The sequence below is a fragment of the Rubrobacter calidifluminis genome (assembly GCF_028617075.1).
In the GTDB taxonomy this organism is placed as follows: domain Bacteria; phylum Actinomycetota; class Rubrobacteria; order Rubrobacterales; family Rubrobacteraceae; genus Rubrobacter_E; species Rubrobacter_E calidifluminis.
Genome location: NZ_JAQKGV010000003.1, coordinates 40198 through 64556 on the forward strand (window position 1 = coordinate 40198; position 24359 = coordinate 64556).

The 24359-nt window shown below is 67.7% G+C and carries 21 protein-coding genes; 3 read left to right on the plus strand and 18 right to left on the minus strand.

Annotated elements, in window-relative coordinates:
- Together PJB24_RS03180 and PJB24_RS03185 are read right to left on the minus strand one after the other, a co-directional pair.
- Window positions 1-414, minus strand: a complete 414-nt coding sequence (locus PJB24_RS03180; protein WP_273842624.1) for an archease — start codon at window positions 412-414, stop codon at window positions 1-3.
- Between the two features lie 43 nt (window positions 415-457).
- Window positions 458-925 (minus strand): hypothetical protein, encoded by a 468-nt coding sequence (locus tag PJB24_RS03185; protein ID WP_273842626.1) that lies wholly within the window; start codon window positions 923-925, stop codon window positions 458-460.
- Between the two features lie 178 nt (window positions 926-1103).
- Between PJB24_RS03185 and PJB24_RS03190 the strand changes: the two genes are divergently transcribed.
- Together PJB24_RS03190 and PJB24_RS03195 are read left to right on the plus strand one after the other, a co-directional pair.
- Window positions 1104-2822 (plus strand): sensor histidine kinase, encoded by a 1719-nt coding sequence (locus PJB24_RS03190; RefSeq protein ID WP_273842628.1) that lies wholly within the window; start codon window positions 1104-1106, stop codon window positions 2820-2822.
- A gap of 38 nt (window positions 2823-2860) precedes the next feature.
- On the plus strand, window positions 2861-3592 hold the full coding sequence (locus PJB24_RS03195; protein WP_273842630.1) for a response regulator transcription factor: 732 nt from the start codon (window positions 2861-2863) through the stop codon (window positions 3590-3592).
- Window positions 3593-4394: 802 nt separating this feature from the next.
- On the opposite strand, the gene cydB is transcribed toward PJB24_RS03195, so the two are convergent.
- From cydB to PJB24_RS03240, 9 genes are all read right to left on the minus strand, one after another.
- Window positions 4395-5426, minus strand: coding sequence for a cytochrome d ubiquinol oxidase subunit II (cydB, locus tag PJB24_RS03200; protein WP_273842632.1), 1032 nt, complete (start codon window positions 5424-5426; stop codon window positions 4395-4397).
- A gap of 3 nt (window positions 5427-5429) precedes the next feature.
- Window positions 5430-6887, minus strand: coding sequence for a cytochrome ubiquinol oxidase subunit I (locus PJB24_RS03205; protein WP_273842634.1), 1458 nt, complete (start codon window positions 6885-6887; stop codon window positions 5430-5432).
- Between the two features lie 173 nt (window positions 6888-7060).
- Window positions 7061-7840, minus strand: coding sequence for an SPW repeat domain-containing protein (locus tag PJB24_RS03210; protein WP_273842638.1), 780 nt, complete (start codon window positions 7838-7840; stop codon window positions 7061-7063).
- Window positions 7837-9579, minus strand: coding sequence for a thiol reductant ABC exporter subunit CydC (cydC, locus tag PJB24_RS03215; protein WP_273842971.1), 1743 nt, complete (start codon window positions 9577-9579; stop codon window positions 7837-7839). Before cydC ends, PJB24_RS03210 begins: the two co-directional genes overlap by 4 nt.
- 2 nt (window positions 9580-9581) lie before the next feature.
- A complete protein-coding gene (gene cydD, locus PJB24_RS03220; RefSeq protein WP_273842640.1) occupies window positions 9582-11312 on the minus strand; it encodes a thiol reductant ABC exporter subunit CydD in 1731 nt (576 codons plus the stop codon).
- Window positions 11313-11381: 69 nt separating this feature from the next.
- Entirely contained in the window at window positions 11382-13166 is a 1785-nt protein-coding gene (locus PJB24_RS03225) for a glycoside hydrolase family 15 protein (protein WP_273842642.1), read from the minus strand.
- Window positions 13159-13506, minus strand: coding sequence for a hypothetical protein (locus PJB24_RS03230; RefSeq protein WP_273842643.1), 348 nt, complete (start codon window positions 13504-13506; stop codon window positions 13159-13161). The genes PJB24_RS03225 and PJB24_RS03230 overlap by 8 nt, the downstream gene beginning before the upstream one ends.
- Before the next feature lie 14 nt (window positions 13507-13520).
- Window positions 13521-14021, minus strand: coding sequence for a hypothetical protein (locus PJB24_RS03235; protein ID WP_273842645.1), 501 nt, complete (start codon window positions 14019-14021; stop codon window positions 13521-13523).
- Window positions 14018-15013 carry an SDR family oxidoreductase gene (locus PJB24_RS03240; protein ID WP_273842647.1) on the minus strand — a complete coding sequence of 332 codons (996 nt, stop codon included), beginning with the start codon at window positions 15011-15013 and terminating at the stop codon, window positions 14018-14020. Before PJB24_RS03240 ends, PJB24_RS03235 begins: the two co-directional genes overlap by 4 nt.
- 232 nt (window positions 15014-15245) lie before the next feature.
- On the opposite strand from PJB24_RS03240, the gene PJB24_RS03245 reads away from it, so the two are divergent.
- Entirely contained in the window at window positions 15246-16358 is a 1113-nt protein-coding gene (locus tag PJB24_RS03245; protein WP_273842648.1) for a hypothetical protein, read from the plus strand.
- A gap of 13 nt (window positions 16359-16371) precedes the next feature.
- Here PJB24_RS03245 and PJB24_RS03250 read toward each other — a convergent pair whose 3' ends face one another.
- The 7 genes from PJB24_RS03250 to fdh form a co-directional block, all read right to left on the minus strand.
- Window positions 16372-16971 (minus strand): DUF892 family protein, encoded by a 600-nt coding sequence (locus PJB24_RS03250; protein WP_273842650.1) that lies wholly within the window; start codon window positions 16969-16971, stop codon window positions 16372-16374.
- On the minus strand, window positions 16971-17225 hold the full coding sequence (locus PJB24_RS03255; RefSeq protein WP_273842653.1) for a hypothetical protein: 255 nt from the start codon (window positions 17223-17225) through the stop codon (window positions 16971-16973). Before PJB24_RS03255 ends, PJB24_RS03250 begins: the two co-directional genes overlap by 1 nt.
- Before the next feature lie 28 nt (window positions 17226-17253).
- Entirely contained in the window at window positions 17254-18747 is a 1494-nt protein-coding gene (locus tag PJB24_RS03260) for a molybdopterin-dependent oxidoreductase (RefSeq protein ID WP_273842655.1), read from the minus strand.
- Window positions 18748-18756: 9 nt separating this feature from the next.
- Window positions 18757-19221, minus strand: a complete 465-nt coding sequence (locus PJB24_RS03265; RefSeq protein ID WP_273842656.1) for a hypothetical protein — start codon at window positions 19219-19221, stop codon at window positions 18757-18759.
- Window positions 19218-20126: an NrfD/PsrC family molybdoenzyme membrane anchor subunit gene (gene nrfD / locus PJB24_RS03270; RefSeq protein ID WP_273842658.1), complete on the minus strand. Its 909-nt coding sequence runs from the start codon at window positions 20124-20126 to the stop codon at window positions 19218-19220. The genes PJB24_RS03265 and nrfD overlap by 4 nt, the downstream gene beginning before the upstream one ends.
- Entirely contained in the window at window positions 20123-20887 is a 765-nt protein-coding gene (locus PJB24_RS03275) for a 4Fe-4S dicluster domain-containing protein (RefSeq protein ID WP_420541882.1), read from the minus strand. Before PJB24_RS03275 ends, nrfD begins: the two co-directional genes overlap by 4 nt.
- A gap of 137 nt (window positions 20888-21024) precedes the next feature.
- A complete protein-coding gene (gene fdh, locus PJB24_RS03280) occupies window positions 21025-24243 on the minus strand; it encodes a formate dehydrogenase (RefSeq protein WP_273842686.1) in 3219 nt (1072 codons plus the stop codon).
- Window positions 24244-24359 lie beyond the last annotated feature (116 nt).

Below are 24359 nucleotides of genomic sequence, written 5' to 3' on the forward strand. Positions count from 1 at the left end.
TCAAACGTCGAATATCACCCGACAGCTCCAGGTGTCACCCTCCTGCCTGATCTCGAGCCCGTGGAAGGTGACGCTCTTGATCTCACCGATCCAGCCCTGCTCCTCGACGTCCAGCGCGCTCCCGCGAAGCCGGGCCCGGAGAGAGCAATCCTCCATGTCGAGCCGGAGGGAACCGTCGGCGGGGACGAAACCCTCCTCCTGGACCAGGTACAACAGCTCGCTCAGCCACCGCACGAGCAGCACCTCGAGGTCCGGCCCCTCCAGCTCGACGGTGCGCAGGCATCCGCCGCCCTGTGGAGGCCGCTCGAACATCAGGAGCAACACACCCCGCATGGCCTCGAGGAACAGCCCCTCAAGGCTCTCGGCCGCGGCCTCGAAGCCCACGTCCGCCGTGTGGTCGAGAATCCTGATCACGTGAACCCGCCAGTATTCCTACCACAGCCCAGCGGATCCGGCCCTAACGGCGGATCACGTTCGGGTCCGGCGGTTCACCTAGCTTGCCGCCCACGTACCCCCCAAACAGGTCGGCCAGGAAGAGGCCGAAAGCCGAGATGAGCTCCCTCGAGGAGAGGCCGAAGCTGACCGGAGGGAGAGCAACGGCACCCATGAAAAACCGCCCGAACCCCGAGAGGATGACCGCCAGGATCACCCCGAGTACGAGCCCCAACACGGCGCACAGGGCGCCATTGAGCCCGCCCCGGTGCGGCGCCAGCCTGCTGGCCGCAAAGCCACCGGCCAGATAGGCCAGAAAGCCCGCCACCAGCGCGACCACGACGACGGTAGCGGAGAAACCGCCGGAGGTCGGGGCCACGCCGGTCACCCCGACATAGAGGGCACGCAGCAGCCACTCGAGCACACCGCCGCAGACCGCGGCCACGACCCAGCCCAGCAGTATCGCCGGGAGACTGATACCCCTCCTACTCAACTTCTCACACCCGCTTCTGCGTCCAAGACCCTCTCCGGAGAGCCGCCCGGCAAGGTCCCCCTTCAGGGCCATTCTCCTCCGTAGCCCTTAATCTTCCGTAAGGAAGGGTTAGCATTCTGTAAAGGTTCGGTTAAAGAAGGGCGCGCGGAGCACCGCGCAATTCCGTTAAAATCGTTCCATGCGGCTCGGGTTCAGGATCTCCCTCACGCTCCTGGTCTCTCTGGCAGTGGTGCTCTCGGTCGGTATACTGCTGCTCTACGGGCTACCCACCGTCCAGCGCCGCATCGAGGAGCACGCCAGGAAGGTCACGCTGGCGCAGGCCGCCGCCACCGCGGATGCCATCACCTCCGGGAGGGGAGGCGGCTGGCGGGCCATGCTCGGCGGCTCCGGCACCCCAGGGAGCTCCGGACAGCTTTTGCAGAGAACGCTCAACCTCTACGCGCGGCCGGGCGAAACCCGGGTGATCGTCGTAAACCGCCGGGGGAAGATCCTGGCCAGCGAGGGAGAGGCAGACTTCAGGGCCGAAAGGCCCCTGATACAAGCGGCGGCGGATGGCAAACGCTCCTTCCGGCAGTCCGGCGGATACGACGTCGCCGTGGCCCCGATCTTCTACAGGGAGAAGCTCGCGGGAGGCGTGATACTCGCCACTGGCGGGTTCGAGAATACCTTCTATCGCATCTTCATGCGGAGCTCCCTGGAGGCGGCGCTAATCTCGCTCATCGCGAGCGGCGGCGTGGCCCTGCTCCTGGCCACGGTCATGGGCAGGAGAGTAGAACGACTTGCGCTCGGTGCCCGTTCGATCGCCGACGGGGACCTCTCCTATCGCCTGGTTCCCGACCACGGCGACGAGCTGGGCGAGCTGGCCCGGGCCTTCAACGAGATGGCCGACAGGCTCGAGGGGTCCTTCGAGGAGCTCAAGCGGGGAGAACGGAACCTCAGGACCATACTCGACAATCTGAACGAGGGTGTCCTCGCCGCCGCAGCGGACGGGAGCATACTGTTTGCCAACCGCGCGGCCCGCAGGGTGGTTGGTAGCGACTCAGGGAGCGTGCCGGATCTCTGGGAGGAGTTCGACCTCAGGGAGGCGATAGCCCGATGCGTCGGGAGCAGGGAACGCATCGAGGCCATGGTGCAGGACGGCAGGATCTTCATGCGCGTCAACGTCGTACACCTTACCAGCGGCTCCGCGGACCACGGCGGGGCCCTGGTGGTGATGCAGGATCTCTCGGAAGGACGCAGGCTCGAAGTCAACCAGCAGCGGTTTATAGCCAACGCCGCCCACACGTTGAAGACCCCGATCACCACGATAGTCGGCGCCGCCGAGCTGCTGCTCTCGGGCGACGACGAGGATCCGGCGGTCCGGCGGCGCCTGCTGAAGCACATCTTCAACGAGAGCAACAAGATGCAACAGCTCTCGGATACCCTGCTGAGAATGGCGCGAACCGGCTTCGAGGCCAGCCGGCCGGAGCTGCGGGAGATAGACCTCAGGCAGGCCGCTGCCTCGGCTCTCTCACAGATGTCCCCGCTCGCGGAGCGCATGGGCGTCGGACTCTCCCTCACCGGCGACGCAGATCCGGCGCTCGCCGACGGCGAGCGCCTCGAGCATTCGCTGCTCATCCTGCTGCAGAACGCGATCAAACACTCCAGCAGAGGAGACGTCGTCACACTGCGGCTGAGAGGACGCTCGGTGAGCGTCGAGGACGAGGGCGAGGGCATAAGCGAACGTGATCTCCCACACGTCTTCGAGCGGTTCTACCGGGGCTCGGGAAAAGCCGAGGGGTTCGGACTCGGGCTTTCGATCTGCAAGGAGAACGTGGAGGCGATGGGCGGCGGGATAGAGATCTCCTCCGAGAGAGGATGCGGGACGACCGTCACCCTCACCCTGCTCTCGCCGTAGTGAAAGAGAAATTTTCCGTCTACAATCCCCAGAATCGCATGCTGCACCAGAGACCAGCGGGACAGGGGATGCACAGGGTTCTGATAGTCGAGGACGATACGGCGGTCAGAGACGTGGTGGCCCGGGCCCTGCAGCGGGAGCACCTCGAAACCCGGGAGGCCGAAGACGCCGAGTCGGCACTCGAGTACCTGCGTGGCGGCGGGCGGTGCGACCTGATCATCCTGGACATCATGCTGCCGGGGATGGACGGGATCGAGCTCTGCCGGCGGGTGCGCGCCTCGAGCGAGGTGCCGATCATCATACTCTCCGTACGCGACGACGAGACGAGCGTCGTGGTCGGGCTCGAGGTCGGAGCCGACGACTACGTCACAAAACCTTTCTCGCCACGCCAGCTCGTAAGCCGGGTCAGGGCACAGCTCAGGCGCAGGGAGATGGACCTGCAGAGCGTCGGCCCGCAGGACGACACACACAGGCTCGTCTTCCCCGGCCTGGAGATAGACCTCTCCCGCCGGCTGGTCACCGCAGGCGGAAGGCCGGTCGAACTCACGGCGAAGGAGTTCGACCTCCTCTCTCTGCTCGCCTCCCACCCCGGCAGGGTCTACACCCGCGAGCAGATCATGCGCCACCTGTGGGGCGGAGAGTTCTTCGGCGAGGCCCGGGCCGCGGACGTTCACATCCAGCACATCCGACACAAGATAGAGCCCGATCCCAAAAACCCCCGCTACGTCCAGACGGTGCGCGGGGCGGGCTACAGATTCACCGAGGGCTGAGCGGGAAAAACGCTCCCACGCCCCCACCCCGTTCTCTCCCCCGCCCTACAGGACGGGGGTTATCATGCGCTGTATGTATCGACCCCAGGCATCCGTCGGCTTCCGGGTGCGCCCTGGCGCGGTGACCTCCAAGGGGATCGTGATGCCACGCGCCCTGTACCTCGTCGCCGGGATATACGGCCCGGGGTGGCGTGAGTGACGCAGAAGGGTGCGCGGTGCTTAAGTTCGTCGGGCTCTGTAACTCCCGCAGGCGGCGGGCGGCGAACGTCTCAGGGGGATGCAGCGGAGGCTTCAGCTCACCGCCACTCCGGTGCACCGGCCGCAGCTGATGTTCGTGGACTAGCCCACCGCGAACCTGGACCCCATCCTGCGCAACGAGCTCTGGGAACGCCTCGAGGCCCTGTGCGACGAGGGGAGGGCGATCATCGTGAGCACCCGGTACGTCGAGGAGGCCGGCCGCTGCGACCGGATCTGGCTGCTCTCGGGTGGAAGGATGATCGCCGCGAGAACTGCCGCGCGAGGCCTTCGGTGGCGAGATAGTCGCCTGGAGCTCGGAGGGGACATCGGTCGGGCCGGGGGTACCTGCAGGCGCCCGAACGTCTCGGCCACCTCCCGGACATAAACGGGCTCTCCGCCGGCGGCAGGACGGAGGCGATAGTACGCCTCGTCGTCGACGAGGCGGACCGGTGCTGACGGAGGTCTTCCGGGCCCTGCAAGGGGCGGAGATACTCGCCGCCGACGTGCATACCCCCTCCTTCGACGAGGTCTTCGTCAGGCTCGAGGAGAGGGGCACAGAAGCAGGCTAGACCTCGACCCTCCCGCGGAACATCCGGTAGATGATCGCGAAGTAGGCACAGGCGAGGAGCAGCCCGAGCCCCCAGGCGATCAGGCCTACCACCAGGCTGTGGTGCGGGGCGGAGGCGTTGTAGATCGTCAGGCTGCGGGAGGGGTCGACCGCGGGCAGCACCTTCGGGTAGATCGCGAAGGCCGTCGAGGACATCATCCCCACGATGTACGCGCACGAGCCGCCGAAGGAGAGCCCGTCACGCCCCTTCATCAGGGCGTACCCCACCGTCAGGATGCCCCCGATCGCGACCGCGGGGAACACGAACCCCCACGGAGCGCTCTCGAAGTGGGAGAGGCGCTGCGGCAGCAGGTAGAAGGTCAGCGGCGTCGCGAGCGCGGTGAGCCCGACGGTGGCCACCCAGAAGGCCCCGGCGAAGATCCTGCTGCTGTTGCGAAGCCCTCCGGTGGTCTTCATCGTCAGGTAGGTGGTTCCGTGCAGAATCACCGCGCAGAGCGCGAGGAGCCCGATCATTACCGTGTACCAGTCCAGGATGCCGGGGTTCTTACTCAGGGGGTGCAGCGGGTCGGTCCAGAGCGCCTGGAAGAAATAGGAGCCGTCCTGCCCTATCGGCACGCCGCGCATCACGTTCGCGAGCGCCACCCCGAAGAAGAAAGGCAGCGGCAGACTCCCGATGAAGAAGACCCCATCCCAGAAAGAGCGCCATAGGTCGTTGTCGAGGAGGCCGCGCATCTCAAGCCCGATCCCGCGCAGGATCAGGAGCCACAACACCACGAAGACGGCGAGGTAGAATCCGCTCAGGCTCACCGAGTAGAGCAGCGGGAACGAGAGGAACAGCCCGCCCCCGGCTGCGACCAGCCAGGTCTCGTTCCCGTCCCACAGCGGCAGGATGGCCCGCTGCACCGCCCGGCGCTCCCGGTCGTCCTTGGTGACGAACGGGTAGATGGCCCCGGCCCCCAGGTCGAACCCGTCGAGCAGGACATACATGGTGAGGATGAAGGCTATGAAGATGAACCAGACCGTCTGCATCTCCTACCTCCTCTCCCTCACCACGTCTCGGGCCGGCCGCTGACCGGGGAGTATCCCCTGGATCTCAGCCTCGAGCTTCTCCAGGTCCTCGTCCACGGGCCCTTCGGGACCCTCGTACACCTCCTTGAGCACCACGATCACGTAGAGCACGCTCAGGAGCAGGAACAACCCCGCGAGCCCGACGATCGTGAAGTAGACGTTGCCGGCGTTTACCAGATGGGAGGCGCCCTCGGAGGTCTTCATCACCCCGTAGACGATCCAGGGCTGCCGGCCGACCTCGGTGACGATCCAGCCGACCGTGTTGGTGATGAACGGGAAGGGCATTATGAGCAAAAGGAGCCAGAGCATCCTGCGCGAGCGGAACAGCCACCCGCGCCAGAGCATCAGCGCCGCGAGCAGCATGACCGCGGCGAAGATGGTCCCCAGCCCCACCATGATGTGGTAGCTGTAGTAGGTGAGCGGCACGTTGGGCCAGAGGCTGCGCGGAAACGCCTCGAGCCCCTTCACCGTCGCCTCGAACGAGCGGTAGGAGAGGAAGCTCAGGATCTTGGGCAGCTCGATCGGGTTGTCTATCTGCATGGTCTGCAGGTTGGGCTGCCCGATGAACGTGAGCGAGGCGCCCTTCTCGGTGTGGAAGAGGCCTTCGGCGGCGGCTAGCTTTATGGGCTGCTTCTCCGCCAGGGCTGCGGACTCCATGTCCCCGCTCGGGTAGATCATCCACAGCGAGGAGGCGAGCCCGAAGATCACCCCGACAGTCACGAAGAGCCTGCCGAACTGCACCTCGCGTCGTGTGAGCAGATAGAAGGCCCCGATTCCGGCCATCGCGAACGATCCGGTGACGACAGCCCCGCCCATCACATGGATGTACTGGTGGAAGACCCAGGGGTTCAAGAGCAGCTTCCAGAAGTGCACGATCGCGAGGTTGCCGTCGGGGAGGGTGCGGTAGCTCACCGGGTTCTGCATCCAGGCGTTGACCGTGAGGATGAAGTAGCCCGAGGCCCAGCTCCCGAGGAAGACCATGAAGGCCGAGAACCACCTCACCCTCTTGCCGAACGCGTCCCCGCCGTAGAGGTAGAGCCCGAGGAAGGCCGACTCGACGAAGAAGGCGAAGACCCCCTCGAGCGCGACGGTCTGCCCTATGACCCCGCCCGAGACCGTCGAGAAGACCGCCCAGTTGGTCCCGAAGCCGAACTCGAGCGGGATGCCCGTCACCGCCCCGATGACGAACGCCGGGGCGAAGATCCTGACCCAGAAATCCGCCGCCTTCTTGTAGAACTCGTGCCCACGCCTGAGGTAGAGCGTCTCGAGCACCACGATGAGCAGGACGAGCCCCATCGTGAGCTGCGGGTAGAGGTAGTGGTAGATCAGGTTGAACCCGAACTGCCAGCGGTGCAGGAGCACCGTGTTGCCGGCGTCCTGCAGGGCGAGGACCGGTTGCAGACCCATCAGCACAGCGTTCACCTCAAGACCTCCTGTAGGGCTCAGGCGGGAGCTCCGGTTTCCTCTCAGGGCCTCTCTCTGTCATCCTCTTCTCTTCGGTCCTGGATTTTTCCATCCCGCAACCCGAGTATACGCGGCGCTGGATACGCCCGGGTGAGCACGCTTACTCCTCCTCCCGCCGCTCGTGAACTTCATCACGATGGGGTGTTCTCCACCCCGGTGCGGGAGGAGCCCCGCCTCTCACCACCGAGCACGGAGAAGCCGACGAGCATGAGGCCGATGCAGATGTGGAAGACCTCGGGGAGGATGTTGTACCGGCCGTGCACCGCGTTGTACTGCATGAAGAAGGGCGAGATGAACACCCACGCCCCGGCGACGGCCTCGAAGAGGCGCAACCGCCCGAGGGAGGGCCAGAGCGCGAGGAACGAGACGGCGGCGAGGATGGTCCCCGTGATCGTGTCACTCACCCCGGCGGGCATCCCGGCGTACCCGACGACGTAGGGGGACATCGCGAACCACACCCCGAAGAGGACCGCAGCGAGCCGGGGCAGGCGGGCGAGCGCCGGGCGGGTGTCCGGTTCCATTTCCAGAGCACCTTCCGCCGAGAGACCGCTCAGCGCGAGCGCGAGCGCCGCGGAGAGCAGGCAAAAGAACGACCAGCCTCCGGCGACGAGCGGCTGCAGGATCGCGAAGACAACCCCGGCGGCCGAGTAGAGGGCGGAGATGGCGAAGAGGAGCCTTCCTGCGCCCCGGCGCCCGAGGAACGCGGAGAAGAGGACGCCCGCCGCGAAGACGACGACCCCGGCGGCCGAGTAGGGCAGCGTCGGAGGGTAATCCGTAACGGCGCTGGCGTACCGGGAGAAGACCGGATCCTGGATCCCGGAGAGCACCCCGGTGAGATGGAGCAGCACGTACAGGGAAGAGCCAACCCCCGCGAGTGAGACGAGCACCCCGGCAATCTGGCGCTCTCTCATCGTATACCACCTCCCGTCGACAGCATCGTGCTCTGCAGCGCGTACATCCTGCCGTACAGCCCTCCGGAGCGGAGCAGTTCCGCGTGGGTCCCCCGCTCGACGATACGCCCGGAGTCGAGGACCAGGATCTCGTCCATCCGCTCCATCCCGACGAGCCGGTGGGTGATCATGAGCACGCTCCTGCCCTCCATCGCCTCGCGCAACGCCTCCAGGAACTCGGCCTCGGTCACGGTGTCGAGGTTCGCTGTGGGCTCGTCGAGTACGAGCACGGGGGCGTCCCTTATCAGGGCGCGCGCCACGGCGAGCCGCTGTCGCTCCCCGCCGGAGAGCCGGAGTCCCTGCTCCCCGACCCAGCTGTCCAGCCCGTCCGGCAGTCGCCGGACGAGCCCGTCGAGCCTGGCCACGGCGAGCGCCTGCCAGATCTCCTCGTCGGTGGCCTCCGGGGCAGCCAGAAGCAGGTTGCGCCTGAAGGTACCGTTGAACAGGTGGGTGTCCTGCGAGATAAGGGAGATCCTCGACCTGAGGTCTTCCTGCGCCAGCTCGCGCACGTCCTGGCCGCCGAAGCGGACCTCCCCGGCCTCGGGGTCCCACAGGCGCAGGGCGAGATGGGCCACGGTGCTCTTCCCCGCCCCGCTCGGCCCGACGATCGCGACCCTCCCGCCGGGGGGGAGCTCGAAGGAGAGGTCGTGCAACACCTGGGGCTCGCCCTGCGCGTACCGGAAGCTCACGCCGCGAAACTCGAGCGAGGTGTCCTCCGGCATCGGGGATGGGGGGGCGGGGTCCACGACCCGCGGCTCCTCGTCCGCGACCTCGAAGATGCGCTCCGCCGCCTCGCGCGAGCGGCCGAGGAGCCAGAAGGCCTCCCCGAGCGGGTTTATCGCCTCGAAGGCACCGAGGATTACGAGCGCGAGGAACGCCAGGTAGACCCCGCGTACCGCGCCGGAGGTGACGAGCGGGATCGCAAGTACGAGCAAAACGAGCACGGCCAGGTTGGAGAGGAGCTCGCCCAGGGCGCCCTGCAGCCCGCCGACGAAGGCCATCCTGCGCTGGACGCGCGAGAGCGCCCCGTTCACGGCCGCCAGCCTGCGCCCCTGCTCATCCTCCGCGCCGAAGGCCAGGATATCCTGCACGCCCTGTACCCCATCGACGATGACGGCCTCCAACTCGCCACGCAACCTCACCTCTTCCCGCCCCAGCCGTGAGGAGAGCGCGTTCGCCAGAACCGGAACCCCAACGCCCGCGGCGAGCAGGAAGGCGAGCGCGGCGAGCGCCAGGGTCGGGGAGAAAGTCCACAGCAGGGCGACCGTCCCCAGGGTCGTGGCCGCCGCGACCAGCATCGGCGAGAAGACGCGCAGGTAGACGTTCTGCAGTTCGTCGACGTCCTTCACGAGCCGGTCGAGCAAATCCCCGCTGCGGTGCCCCTGCAACCCGGCCGGGACGAGCGGCTCCAGGCGCGAGTAGAACCAGGTGCGCAGCCCGGAGAGAAGGCGGAAGGTCACGTCGTGCGAGACGAGCCGCTCGGCGTAGCGGGCGAACCCGCGCGAGACGCCGAACAGCCGGACCAGGTAGATCGGTACGCTCAGCGCCGCGAGCTCCGGCTTAAGGGCCGCTGCTGCGATGAGGAAGGCGGCGAGCGCCAGGAGGCCGACGTTGCTCGCGATGGTGGCCACACCGAGCGCGACCGCGAGTGCGGCCCGCCGCCCGAAGGGGCGCAGAAAACCCGCCAGGCGCAGCATCATCCTCACGGCCGGACCCCCTCCGGCGCGCAGACGAGCTCCGCGTAGAGCCCACCCCGGCGCACGAGCTCCTCGTGCGTGCCCTGTTCGACCAGACACCCGCCATCCAGCACGGCGATGTTGTCCGCCCGGTAGACGGTGTTGAGGCGGTGGGCGATGACGAGCGTGGTCCTCCCCGCCCTCAGGCGCTCGACGGCCTGCCTTATCGCCGTCTCGCTCTCCGGGTCGAGGCTCGAGGTCGGCTCGTCCAAAATCAGGACGGGAGCGTCCTTGAGGAAGGCGCGGGCTATCGCGATCCGCTGCGCCTCCCCGCCCGAGAGCCGCGCCCCCCGCTCGCCGAGCTGCGTGTCGTACCCATCGGGGAGCGCCCGGATGAAGCCGTCCGCTCCGGCGAGCTCGGCGGCCCGCTCGACCTCCTCGCGGCTCGCCCGCGGGCGGGCGAGCCGGATGTTCTCCAGCACGCTGCCGTAGAAGAGGTACGGTCGCTGCGGGACGAGCGAGACGTGCTCGCGCCAGCGCGCGGGCGGGATCTCCGAGATCGGGGCGCCGCAGGCGAGGATCTCGCCCTCCTCGGGATCGAGGAAACGCAAAAGCAGGCTGGCGAGCGTGCTCTTGCCCGCGCCGCTGCGCCCGACGAGCGCCGTCGTCGTCCCGGGCTCCAGGGTGAGGTTCACCTTATCGAGCGCCGGCCGCCGGGCGTCCGGGAACGAGAAGCTCACGTCCTTCAACTCTATGCGGGGAGCGCCGGCCGGTGGCTCCCACCCCGCTTCGCCTCCGCTCCGCTCCGGGAGCGGGGTGTCCAGGATCTCGAAGATGCGCTCCGCCGCGGCCTTGCCCTCCATCCCGGCGTGGCGGCTCGTCCCGAGCTCGCGCAGCGGGCGGTAGAACTCCGGGGCGAGCAGGAGCACGAGGAAGGCCGGCTGGAAGGCTATGTCCCCCCGCAACAGGCGCACGCCGAGCTCGACCGCTATGACCGCGATGGCGATCGAGACCATGAACTCCAGCACCAGCCCGGAGGCGAACGCGTAACGCAGCACCTTCATCGTCCTGCGCCGGAAGACCTCCCCGACCCGCCCGACAACCCTCCCCTCCTCCCTGCTGCGCCCGAGCGCCTTCAGCGTGGGGAGCCCCTGCAGGACGTCGAGGAAGTAGGCGCTCATGCGGGAGAGCGCCTCCCACTGGCGCTGGATGTGCCTCTCGGAGTACTTCCCGACGGCGACCATCAGGATCGGGATTATGGGGGCGGTCGCGAGCAGCAGGGCGGCGCTGATCCAGTCGACCGTGAAGAGATACCCGGCTATCGTGAGGGGGACGAGGGCGCTCAGCGCGGCCTGAGGCAGGTAGCTCCCGAAGTAGGCGTCCAGCCGCTCTATACCCTCCACGGCCGTCGAAGCCAGTTCGCCGCTGCTCTCGTCTCTGGTGTAGGCCGGACCGAGGCGCATAAGGTGCGAGAAGAGCCTCTCCCTGAGGGCGCCCTTCACCAGTATCGCCCCGTGCCTGCCCGCGACCTCCCGGCCCCACGTGAAAGCTGCCCGCCCCATCACCGCGCACAGCAGGAGGACGAGAAGCACGGACACCCTCCCCAGCGTCCCGCCGCCGAGGAAGACCCGCGAGACCACCTCGCTCAAAAACCGCATCTGCAGGATCGTAGCGCCGGTCCCCGTGAGCCCGAACAGGACGGCGAGCACGAGAAAGACGCGAGCCCGCCTCACCTCTCTGAAGAGCCTGGTATCCATACGTACTGAGACTTATACCCCTCCCGTCGCCCCTTCCGGGTGAAAGCTTTCCCGCAGGATGTGCTTTTTCTAACCAGCAGGGAGGGCTACCGCGGCCGAGATGTGGGCCAGGTGGGTCAGAACCTGCGGGAAGTTGCCCAGCAGCTCGCCGCTTTCGGTGTCGTACTCCTCGGAGAAGAGACCCAGGTCGTTGCCCGTGGCGAGGGCCCGGTCGAAGACCCGTTGCGCTTCGGCGAACCTCCTCTGGCGGGCCAGGCACTCGGCGAGCCAGAAAGAGCAGGCCAGAAACGCCCCCTCCTGCGGATTCCCCGGGAAGCGTCTTATGAGCCCGTCGTCGTCGAGCTCCTCCCGGATGGCGTCGGCGGTACGAACCATTCGCTCGTCGTCGTAGTCGACGAAGCCGGTCTCGGGCAGAAGGAGCAGCGCCCCGTCGAGGTCCTTGGAGCCGAACGACCGGACGAAGACGCCACGATCCGCGTCGTAGCCCTCTCTCTCTATGGCCTCCCGGATCTCTTCGCGCACCTTCCGCCAGCGGGTGGTCGGCGCCCGCCGCATGCACTCCTCGGAGAGCTTTATTCCCCTGTCGAGCGCGCACCAGCAACCGGCCTTGGAGTAGACGAAGTGCTCGGGATCCCCGCGCTTCTCCCAGATCCCGGCGTCGGGCTCGCCCCAGAGCTCGGCGGCGGTGTCCACCAGGTCCACTATGAAGCGCCAGTAGTCGTCGTCGGGGGAGTTGCTCCTCTTGTACCAGCGCCAGGAGAGCTCCAGCAGCTGCCCGAAGACGCCGAGCTGCATCTGTCCGGCGGCGAGGTTGCCCACCCGCACGGGTCTGGCTCCCCGGTATCCCTCCAGGTGCCCGAGCTCGCGCTCGACGAGCGTCCTCTCGCCCCCGACGCCGTACATTATCTGCAGCTTGCGGGCGTTGCCGGCGGCGCTGCGTTCGATGAAGCGCCGGAAGGCGTCCGCCTCTTCTTCGAACCCGACCTCGGCCAGGGAGCGCACCGAGAAGAAGGAGTCCCGGATCCAGCTGTACCGGTAGTCCCAGTTGGCCTCACCCCCGGGGATCTCGGGCAGCGAGGTGGTAGCGGCGGCGGCCACGGCGCCGGTCATCTCGTTCATCAAAGCCTTTATGGTGATCGCCGAGCGCAACACCCCGGGCCGGTAGCGGCCCTTGAAACGCATGCCTGAGGCCCACCCACGCCACCACTCCACCGTCTCCTCCAGACGCCGGTCGAGCTCCTCTGCATCCGGCGGCTCAGGGAGATCACGGTCGAGCCGGGCCGGGGGGACGGAGAGGATCGAGAGATGCACCCGCTCCCCGGCGTGAACGTCGACCTTCGCCGAGATCTCGTCCGTATCGGAGATCCCTACGTCGGCGTCGGAGTGGATGAGCAGACCATCGTTGCCGCCTATCGCGGAGAAGAGCCGGGCTCCTTCCTGCCGGATCCAAGGGTCTATCTCCCCGTAGTCGAAGCGGGGGGCGACCCGGATCTCGAGCTGCACGTGCCCGCGCACCCCCTCGATAATCCGTACGATCTGGCGGTGTCCCTCCCCGCTCGCGGGCATGGCGAAGAAGTCGTAGAGGCGCACCTCCCCGCCGCCGGTGGTGAAGGTGGTCTCGAGGACGAGCGTCTCGTCCAGATAGCGCCGGGAGACGTCCCAATCGCCCCCCGTGGGGCTTACGGAGCAGAACCCTCCCCTCTTCCAGTCGAGGATCCTCCCGAAGCAGCTCCCGGCGTCCACGCGCTGGATGCAGCACCAGTCTATCGAACCCGAGCGCGAGACGAGCGCCGCGGAGTTGCTGTCGGCGATGAGGGCGTAGTCGCCTATCGGCGGGTATCCTCCATCAGGCATCGCGCACCTCCCGAAGCCCCTCCGCCGCGAAGAGCGCGGCCACGACCGCGTCGGTCGCGGCGATCCTGCGGTGTCCGCTGTCGAAGGTCGCCAGCGCGACCATGCTCAGCGCGTGCAGCGCGTCGGTGGCCGCGCCGGCAGCGAGCAGCGGTCGGCCTCCGCCCCTCCCGACGACCGCGGCCTGCACCAGGTGGCGTGCGCCCAGGATGCGGGCCCCGAACCTGGCGGGGCGGTCCGCCTTCCCTCCGGAGACCCTCCGGACCAGCGCCCCGGGGAACACGAGCAGCGCGGCCCCGTAGGCGATCCTCCCCACCTCTGCGGTCCGCGAGGCTCCGCTCAACCTGCAACGGTATCTCAACCCTCTTCCTCCTCTCCGGGACGATCCCCTCGCTCCCTTGCCGATGCTCCGTCCTCACCGCGGTCCCGCAACGTCTCCGCCACGCTCATCTCCAGCGCGAACGCGAGCAGGTACCCCACGGTCGCCAGAAACGTCCCCACGGGCCACGCAAGCGACCGGTGCTCCAGGAAGCGCCCCGCGGCGAGCGCCGCCGTGAGCCCGAGCCCCACCGAGAAGACGCTTATCGAGCTGCCGAGAGCCTTCACCTGGCTCGGCTCGTCCTCGAGCCCGTGCCGAAACAGCCCGGAGACGGCGGCCTCCACGAGGGCGAACCCCATCACGGCCCCGCCCCCGAACCCGAAGACGTCCGCCGCTCCCGGAGATCCCCAGGCCGCGCTCAGGATTCCGAAAGACCCCGTTATCGTCACCGAGTAACCGTAAGCGGAGGCGTTGTTGCGGGCGGAGGCACGCAGACCACGCCGGTAGCGCCTCCCGAACTCCCCGCCGTCCAGGCTCACCGCGACCGCAGCAACGCGTAGAGTCCTGCGAGGCCCGCAACCCCCGCGGCGAGGAGCGCGCCACGATGGGTCGTTGCCCACAGCTGCGGGCTCCTCCCGTGCGCCATCCCGTCGAAGCGGCCGTGGGCGCCGGCGTCGCCCGGAACCGGCTCGAAGAGGTTGGAGGGCCGGTCCGGGTCGGCGGGCTCGTCGGTCTGCTGCGAGTCGTACCCGGTCCTGGCCAGGTACCAGTCGCCGAAGCCGGGGAGGAACTTGTTGCCCTCGATGGTGAGCACGGCCGAGATCCCGACGTACAACTCGCGCCTTCTGTGATGGGCGGCCCAGTAGACGCCCCGGGCCGCCACTTCGGGCTGGTAGATCGGGGGTACGGGCTGGGGTTTGTTGGGCATCTTCGACTCACAGTGGTCGAACTGCGGGGTGTTGAGCCCCGGCAGTTGCACCATCGTCACGTGCACGTTGCTGCCGTCGTGTTTGAGCTCGACCCTGAGCGAGTCGGTGAACCCCTTCATCGCGTGCTTGGCCCCGCAGTAAGGGGCCTGCAGGGGTATGGAGCGGTAAGCCATCGCAGAGCCCACCTGCACGATGGTCCCCCTATCGCGCGGGAGCATCCTCTCAAGCGCCACCTTCGTCCCGTAGACCGCCCCCAGGTAGGTAACCTCCGTCGCCCGTCTGAACTCCCGCGGGGTGATCTCCTTGAACGGCGCGAAGACGGTGGTCATCGCGTCGTTGACCCACACGTCTATCGGGCCGAGCTCCCGCTCGACCCTCGAGGCCGCCTCCTCCACCTGCTCGTAATCGGCGACGTCGGTCGGGATGGCGAGTGCCTCACCCCCGGCCGCCTCAACGTCCCGCACGGCTCCCTCGAGGCCGTCCGTGCCGCGGGCGAGAAGCCCGACCTTCGCCCCGTGCCGGGCGAACTCGCGGGCCACCGCCCGGCCGATCCCGGCGGAAGCCCCGGTGACGACGACAACCTCCGAACCATCGCGCTCCATCCTCATCTCCTCTTGCAGACGACACCCCAGCACACCCGGGCTCAGGAGATCCCGTAAGACCGGGTGCTCCCTGCGAGTCTTCCCGTCGCGCGTAAGCATCCTGTAAAGTTTTGTGGCAGATTCATAAAGATGGTGCAAAACACGCCGCACAGCCGGTTCTGTCGGGTTCCGCCCCCCGTCGCAGAGGGTAAGCTGGAGTTGTCCGAGCGGGCGTCGATTCTGGCGGGAGGCGATGACGAAACGGAAGGACCGGGGAGTAACCCGGCACACCCGGAGCGAGTTTCTGAAGATGGCCGCCGCATCGGCGGCCCTGGTGTCCGCCGGAGGCTGCGCGGCGGCGCGGGGCGAGAGCACGGGCCAGGGCAGGGTACGGACCCTGCGCGTGGCCGCCCCGCTCGAGGAACCCGTGTGGGTGCCGGGGAAGATGGTCCTCATCGCGAAGGTCGGGGGGGAACCCCGGTTAGCGAGGATCCAGCCGGCCGCGCGCCGGGCGCGCACGCTGCTCTCGGGAGCCATCGCAGGCATGGGCAGCAACGCGGACGTGGACCCTGAATCCGGTGGCGATGTCTACGTGCCGCAGACCCCCCGCGACCGTATCCTCGTGCTGAGCACGGACGATCTCAGGGAGCGGGACGCGATCGAAGACGTACCCTCGCCCGCCAAGATCTCCGTGCACCCCGGCTCCAAGACCATCTTCACGCTCAACCCGGCCGGAACGCGGCTGACGCCGGTCGATCTCTACACCTCGGATATCACGCCGGGGGTGGGCAAACCGGCGATCCGCCGTACCGTGGAGGCCATGGGTGGGGGAGCCGGGGCGGACATCCGGGCCCCGGCCAGGAACATAGACCCCACCGTATGGGTCGGGGGCAAGGCCGGGCTCGGCTACTATCAGGGCAAGCCCTACCCGGTCGAGAAGGAGAGCGCCGTCTCGAGAAGAGCCAGGACCTTCGCCGTGGACATGGTCAAGGACACCCGGGCCTACGTGGGCCCCTCCGGCTCCAGCGAGCTGCTACGGATCGAGCTGAACCCGGCGACCCGGCAGCTGCAGGTCACGGCCAGGATGAAGACCGGTTCGCCGGTGGAATACATAGCCGTGGACGAGAACAGGGTCTACGCGGCGACGGGGCGGGAGCTCATCGCGCTGCGCGCCGACAACTTCCTCGGGGTCGCCGGGTTCAAAGAGATCGAGACGATCCCGTTTCGCAGGAACCTGGGGAAGGGCCCGCTCGCCAGCGCCCCACTCTCCGGCCTCGCCACCGGGAACGACACCCACGAAGTGTACCTGACTTTCCGGGACAGGCCCTATGTGGCCGCCATCCTGAAGCCCAACGATTCTCTATAGCCAGAAGGAAGCTTCAACGCGAGAGGGTGTCGGTATCGTCCTCGGGGACTGTGTAGTCCTGCCCGGTGAGCCTCTGTATGAAGCCGGGATGCTCGGTCTGCCGGATCTTTTCCGACAGGTGATGCAGGCTCTCACGCGCCGCCCGCACCTCCTCCGTCGCGCCGACATCCCCGAGGATGAGCTCCGCGACCTCGTAGCCCGCCGGTCGGGCCGCGAGGCGCAAAGCCGAGAAAAAGAGCTCTTCGAAGCTCTGGATCTCCAGCAGGGAGCGGTTGATCAGATAGTCCCTCACCGCACCGAGCCGGGAGCCCTCGACGTTCGAGCGGGCCCCAAGCAGTATGCCCCGGGCCGGCTCGCAGATGCTCCCCTCTGGCTCGCCGCCCAGGACCTCCCGGAAGAGCCTCTCCAGCAGCCCCAGGTTGCGCCCGGTCCTCGCGAGCTGCGCGTCGAGCGCTCCCTGCAGCCTCACGTCCGCCGCGTGGCGCAGCATCTCCTCCAGCCCGAGCGAGAAGCGGCGCTCGGCATCGTAGAACTCGCGCAGCAGGTGGGAGAAGAGCTCCCGCGAGTGCCTCACCCGGATCTTCCGGGCCCCGAAGTTCCATCCGCCCGACATCAGACCTCCCCGAGAAAGTCGGAGCCGGCAAGCCTGAGGCCGGTCCTGTTGCCGCACCCTCTCCGGGTGCACCGTAGGGCCACCATGTACGTCCCGATCTCCTCGTTGAACCATATGTGCCCCAGCTCCATCGCCTCCCCGACCTCGAACTCCTCCGAGCCGCAGACGCCACACCTGAAACGCCGGCGTCCGGCCTCGTCGAGCACCCGGCGCTTCTGCTCCTCGTCGAGCCTGCGATAGGGGTTCACCGGCAAAAGAGACGCCCCCTCTCACCCCTGGCGCTCAGATCTCGCCCTCCTTGTCGTAGTAGACGTTGTCTTCGCGGTAGCCGCCCATCCCGTAGCCGATGTCGCGGTACTCGTCTATGAACTCGATGCGGTCTATCCACTTGACCATCTTGAACCCGACGCTGGTCTCTATCCTGAGGCGGAGAGGCGCCCCGTGCTCGATGGGCAGCGGCTCGCCGTTCATCTCGTAGGCGAGGATGGTCTGCGGGTGCCGGGCCAGTTCGAGGTCTATGACCTCGTAGAAGTAACCCGGGTTGTACATCTTGGCCGGCTCGTCGCGCCCCACGTCCTGCATCGAGTGGAAGTACACGTAGCGCGCCTCCGGGTGAGGCCTGACCAGCTCGACGATCTGCCGCATCGGGACACCGGTCCATTCGGCGATGCTCGTCCAGCCCTGGATGCAGTTGTGCATCACCCTCTGGCTCTGCCTGGTCGGGAAGGTCTTCAAGTCCTCGAGCGTGAAGGTCATGGGGTTCTCCACCAGCCCGCCTATCTCGAGCCTCCAGCCGGCGAAGCGGTGGGCGGCGAGGATCTTGTACGAGTCGTCGGAGGGCGGCTTGCCGTTCACGCGATGCTGCGGGGTGATCTCGGCCTTCGAATACTCCTGGTGCGAGGTGAGACGGTGCAGCAGGAGCCTGCGCGCGTTGTTGACGACGAAGCCGAGTATCTGCTGCGTCCTGCGCGGGTAGGCGAGCGAGAGCTTTGTCGCCGCGATGTGCATCAGCACTATGCAGAAGATGGCGAAGAGTACGATGACGGTCGACCACGCCTGATGCTCGACGCTCCCCCAGATCATGAGCGAGGTGAGCTCGCCGAAGCCCCAGATCGAGATCATCGTCAGGTGGATGATTATGAACACGACGAACGCCAGAAGCCCGAAGAAGTGGAGGCTCCTCGCCCACTGCCTGCCGCCCCACAGCCTGACGTACCAGGGGAAGCGTGCCTCTATCGCCGGGGACTGGGCGGCTCCGGTGGCTATCTGGAACGGGGCGAGGATGAAGACGACCGAGCCGTAGGCGAGCTTCTGGATCGCGTCGTAGGTCTCGCCGGGCATCAAGGGCGGCAGGTTGAAGCTCATGTAGGTGAGGATGTCGTTCCAGGCCTCGGGGAAGATCTCCCAGGAGTAGGGCACGAAGCGGTGGTACTGCCCGGTGACGAAGAGCATCAGGACGTAGAAGACGCCGGTTAAGATCCAGGCGATCACGCTGATGAAGTGCCAGTGTCTCCCGAGACCGAGGTTCTCGTGCCCCGGCAGCGCCACGAGCGAGGAGTAGTCCTCCTCCTCGTCGAGGGCATCCCAGAGCCTGTCGCGGGGCATCACCTTGCGGGTGAAGCGGGACCACTCGCTGCCGGGCTTCGAGTCGTCGTTCCAGTATAGCTTGGGATGGGTGGCCAGGATCTCCATCCCGCTCCGTATGAGGAACGTGATGAGGATGAGGTTCACCAGGTGGGTGATCCTGATCCAGCCGGGAAAGTCCAGTCCGGTCAAGCGTCTCTCCTAGTCGTGCCAGTCTCGTCTGTCGGGGTAGGCTACGGCGAGCCCGGTCGCGATCGCGAAGGTGATGGCTATGAACGCGAGCTCGAAAGCCACGGCGAAGCTCCCGGCCGGCGTATCCCACGCTCCCCGGGCCTCCGGGTAGCCGGGGAACCCGAAGAGCCGGCTCAGCACGTAGGCCACGATGGCCACGACGCACAGCGCCGCCCCGAAACCCCATCCCCATCTGAAGGAGCCCCGCGCTATGTTGCCCGCGGCGAAGAGCGTACCGGCGAAGAGCGCCGCGAAGGAGAGCCCCAGGTAGGGGGCGACGCCGAAGATGTCCGGGAAGGCGTACATGTGCGTCAGCCCGACCATCAGGATGAGGCCCAACCCCGTGAGCGTGGTAAGCACGGGCTGGTTTATGTAGATGTAGCGGTAGAAGGTGACCAGCGCCCTCACCCCCGGCAACCTGAGCAGCGCGTTCATCCCGCCCTCTCCTGGCGCCGCTCCCGCTGGTGCTCTACGGTGTACCTCGGGTCGCGCGCGGACTGGAACCCGGCCCTGTACACCGACCACCGCTCGCAGACGGCGCCGGCGAGGATCATCGCCCCACCCGCCACGGCCGCCGCCCGGTTCTTCCCGCCCGCGAGCCCGAGCACCGCCGCTCCCACCCCGGAGAGCGCGGTGGCTAGCTTCGAGTAGCGCCCGGCCTCCTCCTTCTCGTAGGGTTCGGCCAGGAGCTTCCCGAGGCGGCGCTTCATAAGCTCCGCGGCCCCTATCTCTGCGAGCGCGCCCCCGACGGCGAGCCTGCGGGCCGGGGCGGCCTCCTCCACCGGCGTGAAGACCACCGCGCACGCCCCGGCGCTCGCCGCCGCACCCGAGGCGAAGACGAGCGGAAGCTCCTCTCTCGCTTCGTGCCAGACCGGGACCGAGGTGTCCGCGAAGAGGACTGCGGTGTAGGTCGCGAGCGGGAGCCCGAGCAGGGCCGCGGCACCCTCGAAAAGGGTGCGGGCACGCGGGAAGACGCCGAACACGTCCGAGGTCGCCGCGATCCCGGAGGAGAGCCCGAACGAGGAGAGCACCCAGGTACCGATGGACATCGGGGAGGTGGGCTTCACGACCCGGAGCATGTTGAGGAAGCGCTCCGGGCGTCCGAGGTCGGAGATGAGGAGCACCGGGCTCACCATCGCCCCGCCCAGGGCGGCGAGGCGGGCGCTCCTGGCGAGCCTCTGGTTGCCGGAGAGGTCGGCGGCCAGCGCCAGCGGCGCCGAGGCCCCGGCGAGCCCCCCGGTGAAGAAGTACCAGGGGATCTCCCAGGTCCACACCGGCTCCTTTATGACCGGACGTCCGTAGTAGGAGCCCGTGCGCCGGCCGTTGCGTTCCTCGCTCATCTTCCACCCCCCACGAACGCGGCGACGACTCCGGCGGCGAGCGCCCCGGCGGCGAGCGCCGCCGCACCCCACAGGCTCCCGAGCTTGCGGGTCACGACCTCCGGGTCGGGCGGTAGCCCGTAGACCTCGGGCTCGTCCAGCAGGAGGAAGAAGGCCCCCATCCCGTACTCCTCTTCGTTCGCCCCGTAGAGGCGGGCCTCCTCCACGCCCGCCTCGTGCAGCATCTCCAGGCGCCCGTTGGCCTTCTCGCGCAGCTCGTCGAGGGGGCCGAACTGGATCGAGTCCGTCGGGCAGGCCTGGGCGCAGGCGGGCTCCATCCCGCCCTTGAGGCGATCGTAGCAGAGCGTGCACTTCCAGGCCCGCCCGTCATCCTCCCTCCGGTCGAGCACCCCGAAGGGGCAGGCCGGGATGCAGTAGCCGCAGCCGTTGCACACGTCCTCCTGCACGACCACGGTGCCGAACTCGGTGCGGAAAAGGGCCCCGGTCGGGCACACGTCGAGGCAGGGCGCCTCGGTGCAGTGCTTGCAGACGTCCGAGGACATCAGCCACCGGACGTCGCCGTCGGCGTCCGGGACCCCGGCGGGGGTGCGCTGCTCGATGAAGGCCACGTGCCGCCAGGTGTTCGCCCCGAGCGAGCTGGTGTTGTCGTAGGACTCCCCGGTGAGCTCCCCGATGACGTCGGGGACGTCGTTCCACTCCTTGCAGGCGACCTCGCAGGCCTTGCACCCGATGCACACGCTGGTGTCGGTGAAGAAGCCCATCCGGGGCCTCTCCTCCTCGTAGTAGCGCTGCCCGAGCGGGATCAGGGGGCGGGTCTCGGGGGTCTCGTGCCCCTCGATGTTGTAGGCGTCGGAGACGCCGGGCCTCCCGGACCCGGGGATTATGTGGCTGGAATCGCTCAACGTCTGCCTCCTCCGTCGTGGCTCTCCGCGCGGCGCCGGTAGTCCTCGACGAGCTCGACGAGCGCGCGGCCCCGAGGCTTCCGGCCGGGCCGGATGTCGCAGGTCGCGGCCTTGTACTCGCCGATGTGGACGTTGGGGTCGAGCGCCAGGGCGAGCAGGTCGTTGGCCGGGTCCCCCGTCACGAGCCCCTTGCTGCCCCAGTGGTAGGGCAGACCGATCTGGTGCACCATCCTCCCCTGCACCTTCATCGGCTTGATGCGGTCGGTGACGAGCACCCGCGCCTCTATGGCGGTGCGCGCGGTGACGATCGTCGCCCAGCCGCCGTTCTCGAGCCCGACCTCGCGCGCGAGCTGCGGGGAGACCTCGCAGAACATCTCCGGCTGCAGCTCGGAGAGGTGCCCGATGGTACGGGTCATCCCGCCGGCGGTGTGGTGTTCGGTGAGCCGGTAGGTGGTGAAGACGTACGGGAAGACCCGCGACCCCGAAGGGTTGTAGGGGTTGTCCGGGCGCGGGAACTGCTGGCGCACCGGGTTCGACTGCTGGGAGTAGAGCGCGTTCTCGAACGGGGACTCGTGCGGCTCGTAGTGGGTGGGGAGCGGCCCGTCGGTGAGCCCGGCGGGCACGTAGATCCAGCCGCGCCCGTCGGCTTGCATGATGAACGGCTTGTCGCCGCGGATGGCGTCCTCGGCGACGGCCCCCTCCTCGGGGACGTAGTCGGGGCGCTTGGTCTCGGCGATGTCCGGCACGTCGTAGCCGGTCCACCTCCCCTTCTCCTCGTCCCACCAGACGTACTTCTTACGCTCCGACCAGGGTCTGCCCTCGGGGTCGGCCGAGGCACGGTTGTAGATGATCCTGCGGTTCATCGGCCACGCCCACGCCCACTCGGGGGCGACGTAGCTCTCCTGCTCCCAGTAGGGCTTCTTGCGCGCGGCCTGGTTCACCTCGTCGGCGTAGACGCCGGCGTAGATCCAGCAGCCGCACGCGGTCGAGCCGTCGTCCTTGAGCGGCAGGTAGCCCGGCAGGGCGTCCCCGTTCTCGTCCCAGCCGCCGATCTCGCGCAGCACGGCCTCCGCGTCGGGCTCCTCGTGCGGCCCTTTGGTCGGGTAGTCCCAGGTGAGGTCGAGCACCGGGCGGTCTTTGGGGTCGTCGGAGCCGGCGAGCTTCTCGCGGATCTTCCGGCCGAGATGGTACATGAACCACAGCTCCGAGCGGCAGTCGCCCTCGGGATCGACGGCCTTGAAGCGCCACTGCAGAAGGCGCTGGGTGTTGGTGAAGGTCCCCTCCTTCTCGGTGTGGGCCGCCGCCGGCAGGAAGAAGACCTCGGTCTTTATCTCCTCGGTCTTGAGCTCCCCGGTCTCGAGCTCGGGGGCGTCGTACCAGAAGGAGGCCGTCTCGACCTCGGTCATGTCGCGCACGACGAGCCAGTCGAGGTTCGCGAGCGCCAGCCGCTGCAGCTTGCCGTTGGCCGCACCTACGGCCGGGTTCTCGCCCATCACGAAGAAGCCCTTGCACCAGCCGTCGATCATGCCCATGAGCGCCGGGTAGATCGAGTGATCCCCCGTGAGGCGCGGCAGATAATCGAAGCAGAAGTCGTTCTCGGCCGTCGCGGCGTCGCCCCAGTAGGCCTTGAGCAGGCTCACCATGTAGGCGCGCATGTTCCCCCAGTAGCCGCTCTTTGCGGCGTTGCGCTCGACGTAGGTGTCGAGGTCCTGGTGCGCGTGGGCGTGGGGCATCGGCAGGTAGCCGGGGAGGATGTTGTAGAGGGTGGGGATGTCGGTCGAGCCCTGTATGGAGGCGTGCCCCCGCAGGGCCAGTATCCCCCCGCCCGGACGCCCGATGTTGCCGAGGAGCAGCTGGATGATCGAGGCCGCCCGGATGTTCTGCACCCCGTGGGTGTGCTGGGTCCAGCCGACCGCGTAGCAGAACGCCGAGGTCCTCTCGCGCCCGGAGTTCTCGCAGAGGGTCTCGGCGACCTCCAGGAATCGCTCCTTCGGGCAGCCGCAGATCTCCTCGACCTTCTCCGGGGTGTAGCGGCTGAAGTGTTTCTTCAGGATCTGGAAGACGCAGCGGGGATGTTCGAGCGTGGGATCCAGCTCCGGCGGCTCCCCCTCGACCCCCAGCTCTCCGGCCTGCGCGTAGTGCGCCTGCTCGCCGGTCACCCCGCCCTGCTCGCGCTGACCGGCGGCGCCGTGCACGGTAGTTCTGGCGTACTGCCAGGTCTCGGTGTCGTAGGCGCCCTTCTCGGGGTCCCATCCGGAGAAGAGCCCGTCGAGGTCTTCGGTGTCGGCGAACTCTTCGTTCACGATCACCGGCGCGTTGGTGTAGTGGACGACGTAGTCCCTGAAGTAGCGCTCGTTCTCGAGGATGTAGTTGATGATCCCGCCGAGGAACGCGATGTCGGTGCCGGCACGGATGGGGACGTGCAGGTCGGCGACCGCGCTCGTACGGGTGAAGCGGGGGTCGACGTGCATTATCTTCGCACCCCGCAGCTTGGCCTCCATCACCCACTGGAAGCCCACGGGGTGGTTCTCGGCCATGTTGGACCCCATGATCAGGATGGAGTCCGCGTTGGCGAGGTCCTGCTGAAAGGTGGTCGCCCCGCCCCTACCAAACGAGGTCCCGAGACCCGGGACCGTGGAGGAGTGTCATATGCGGGCCTGGTTCTCGATCTGTATGGCGCCGAGCGCGGTGAAGAGCTTCTTTATCAGGTAGTTCTCTTCGTTGTCCAGCGTCGCCCCGCCGAGGTGGGCGAACCCCAGCGTGCGGTGCAGGGGGCGGCCTTCCTCGTCGGTATCTTCCCAGGTCTCCTCGCGGGTCTTTATGACCCGGTCGGCGATCATGTCCATCGCCGTATCGAGGTCGAGCTCTTCCCACTCTGTGCCGTAGGGCCTGCGGTACTTGACCTTGTACTCGCGCGTTGGGCTCTGCACGAGGCTGCGCGAGGCAGAACCCTTCGGGCAGAGCCTGCCGCGGGAGATGGGGCTCGCCGGGTCACCCTCGATCTGGGTTATCTTCCCGTCCCTGACGAAGACGCGCTGCCCGCAGCCGACCGCGCAGTACGGACAGACCGACTGGACAACCCGGTCCGCCGTCCGCGTGCGCGGCTCGAGGTCCCGCTGGCGCCGGGACTGCGCCGCCGGCCCGAGCCCCCACCTGTCCGCACTCTTCGCCTGCCGGAGCACGGACCACTCCGGGATGAAGCTGCGTATGCCCAAAGGTTTCATCCTCCTTCTCTCGAAAGAGCCCGCTCCTACACCGGAGCCCGGGCACCTCCGCCCTCTCTTCCGACTCCACTTTCATTCTAAGCGCAGAGATCCATCAGGCAAAGTTT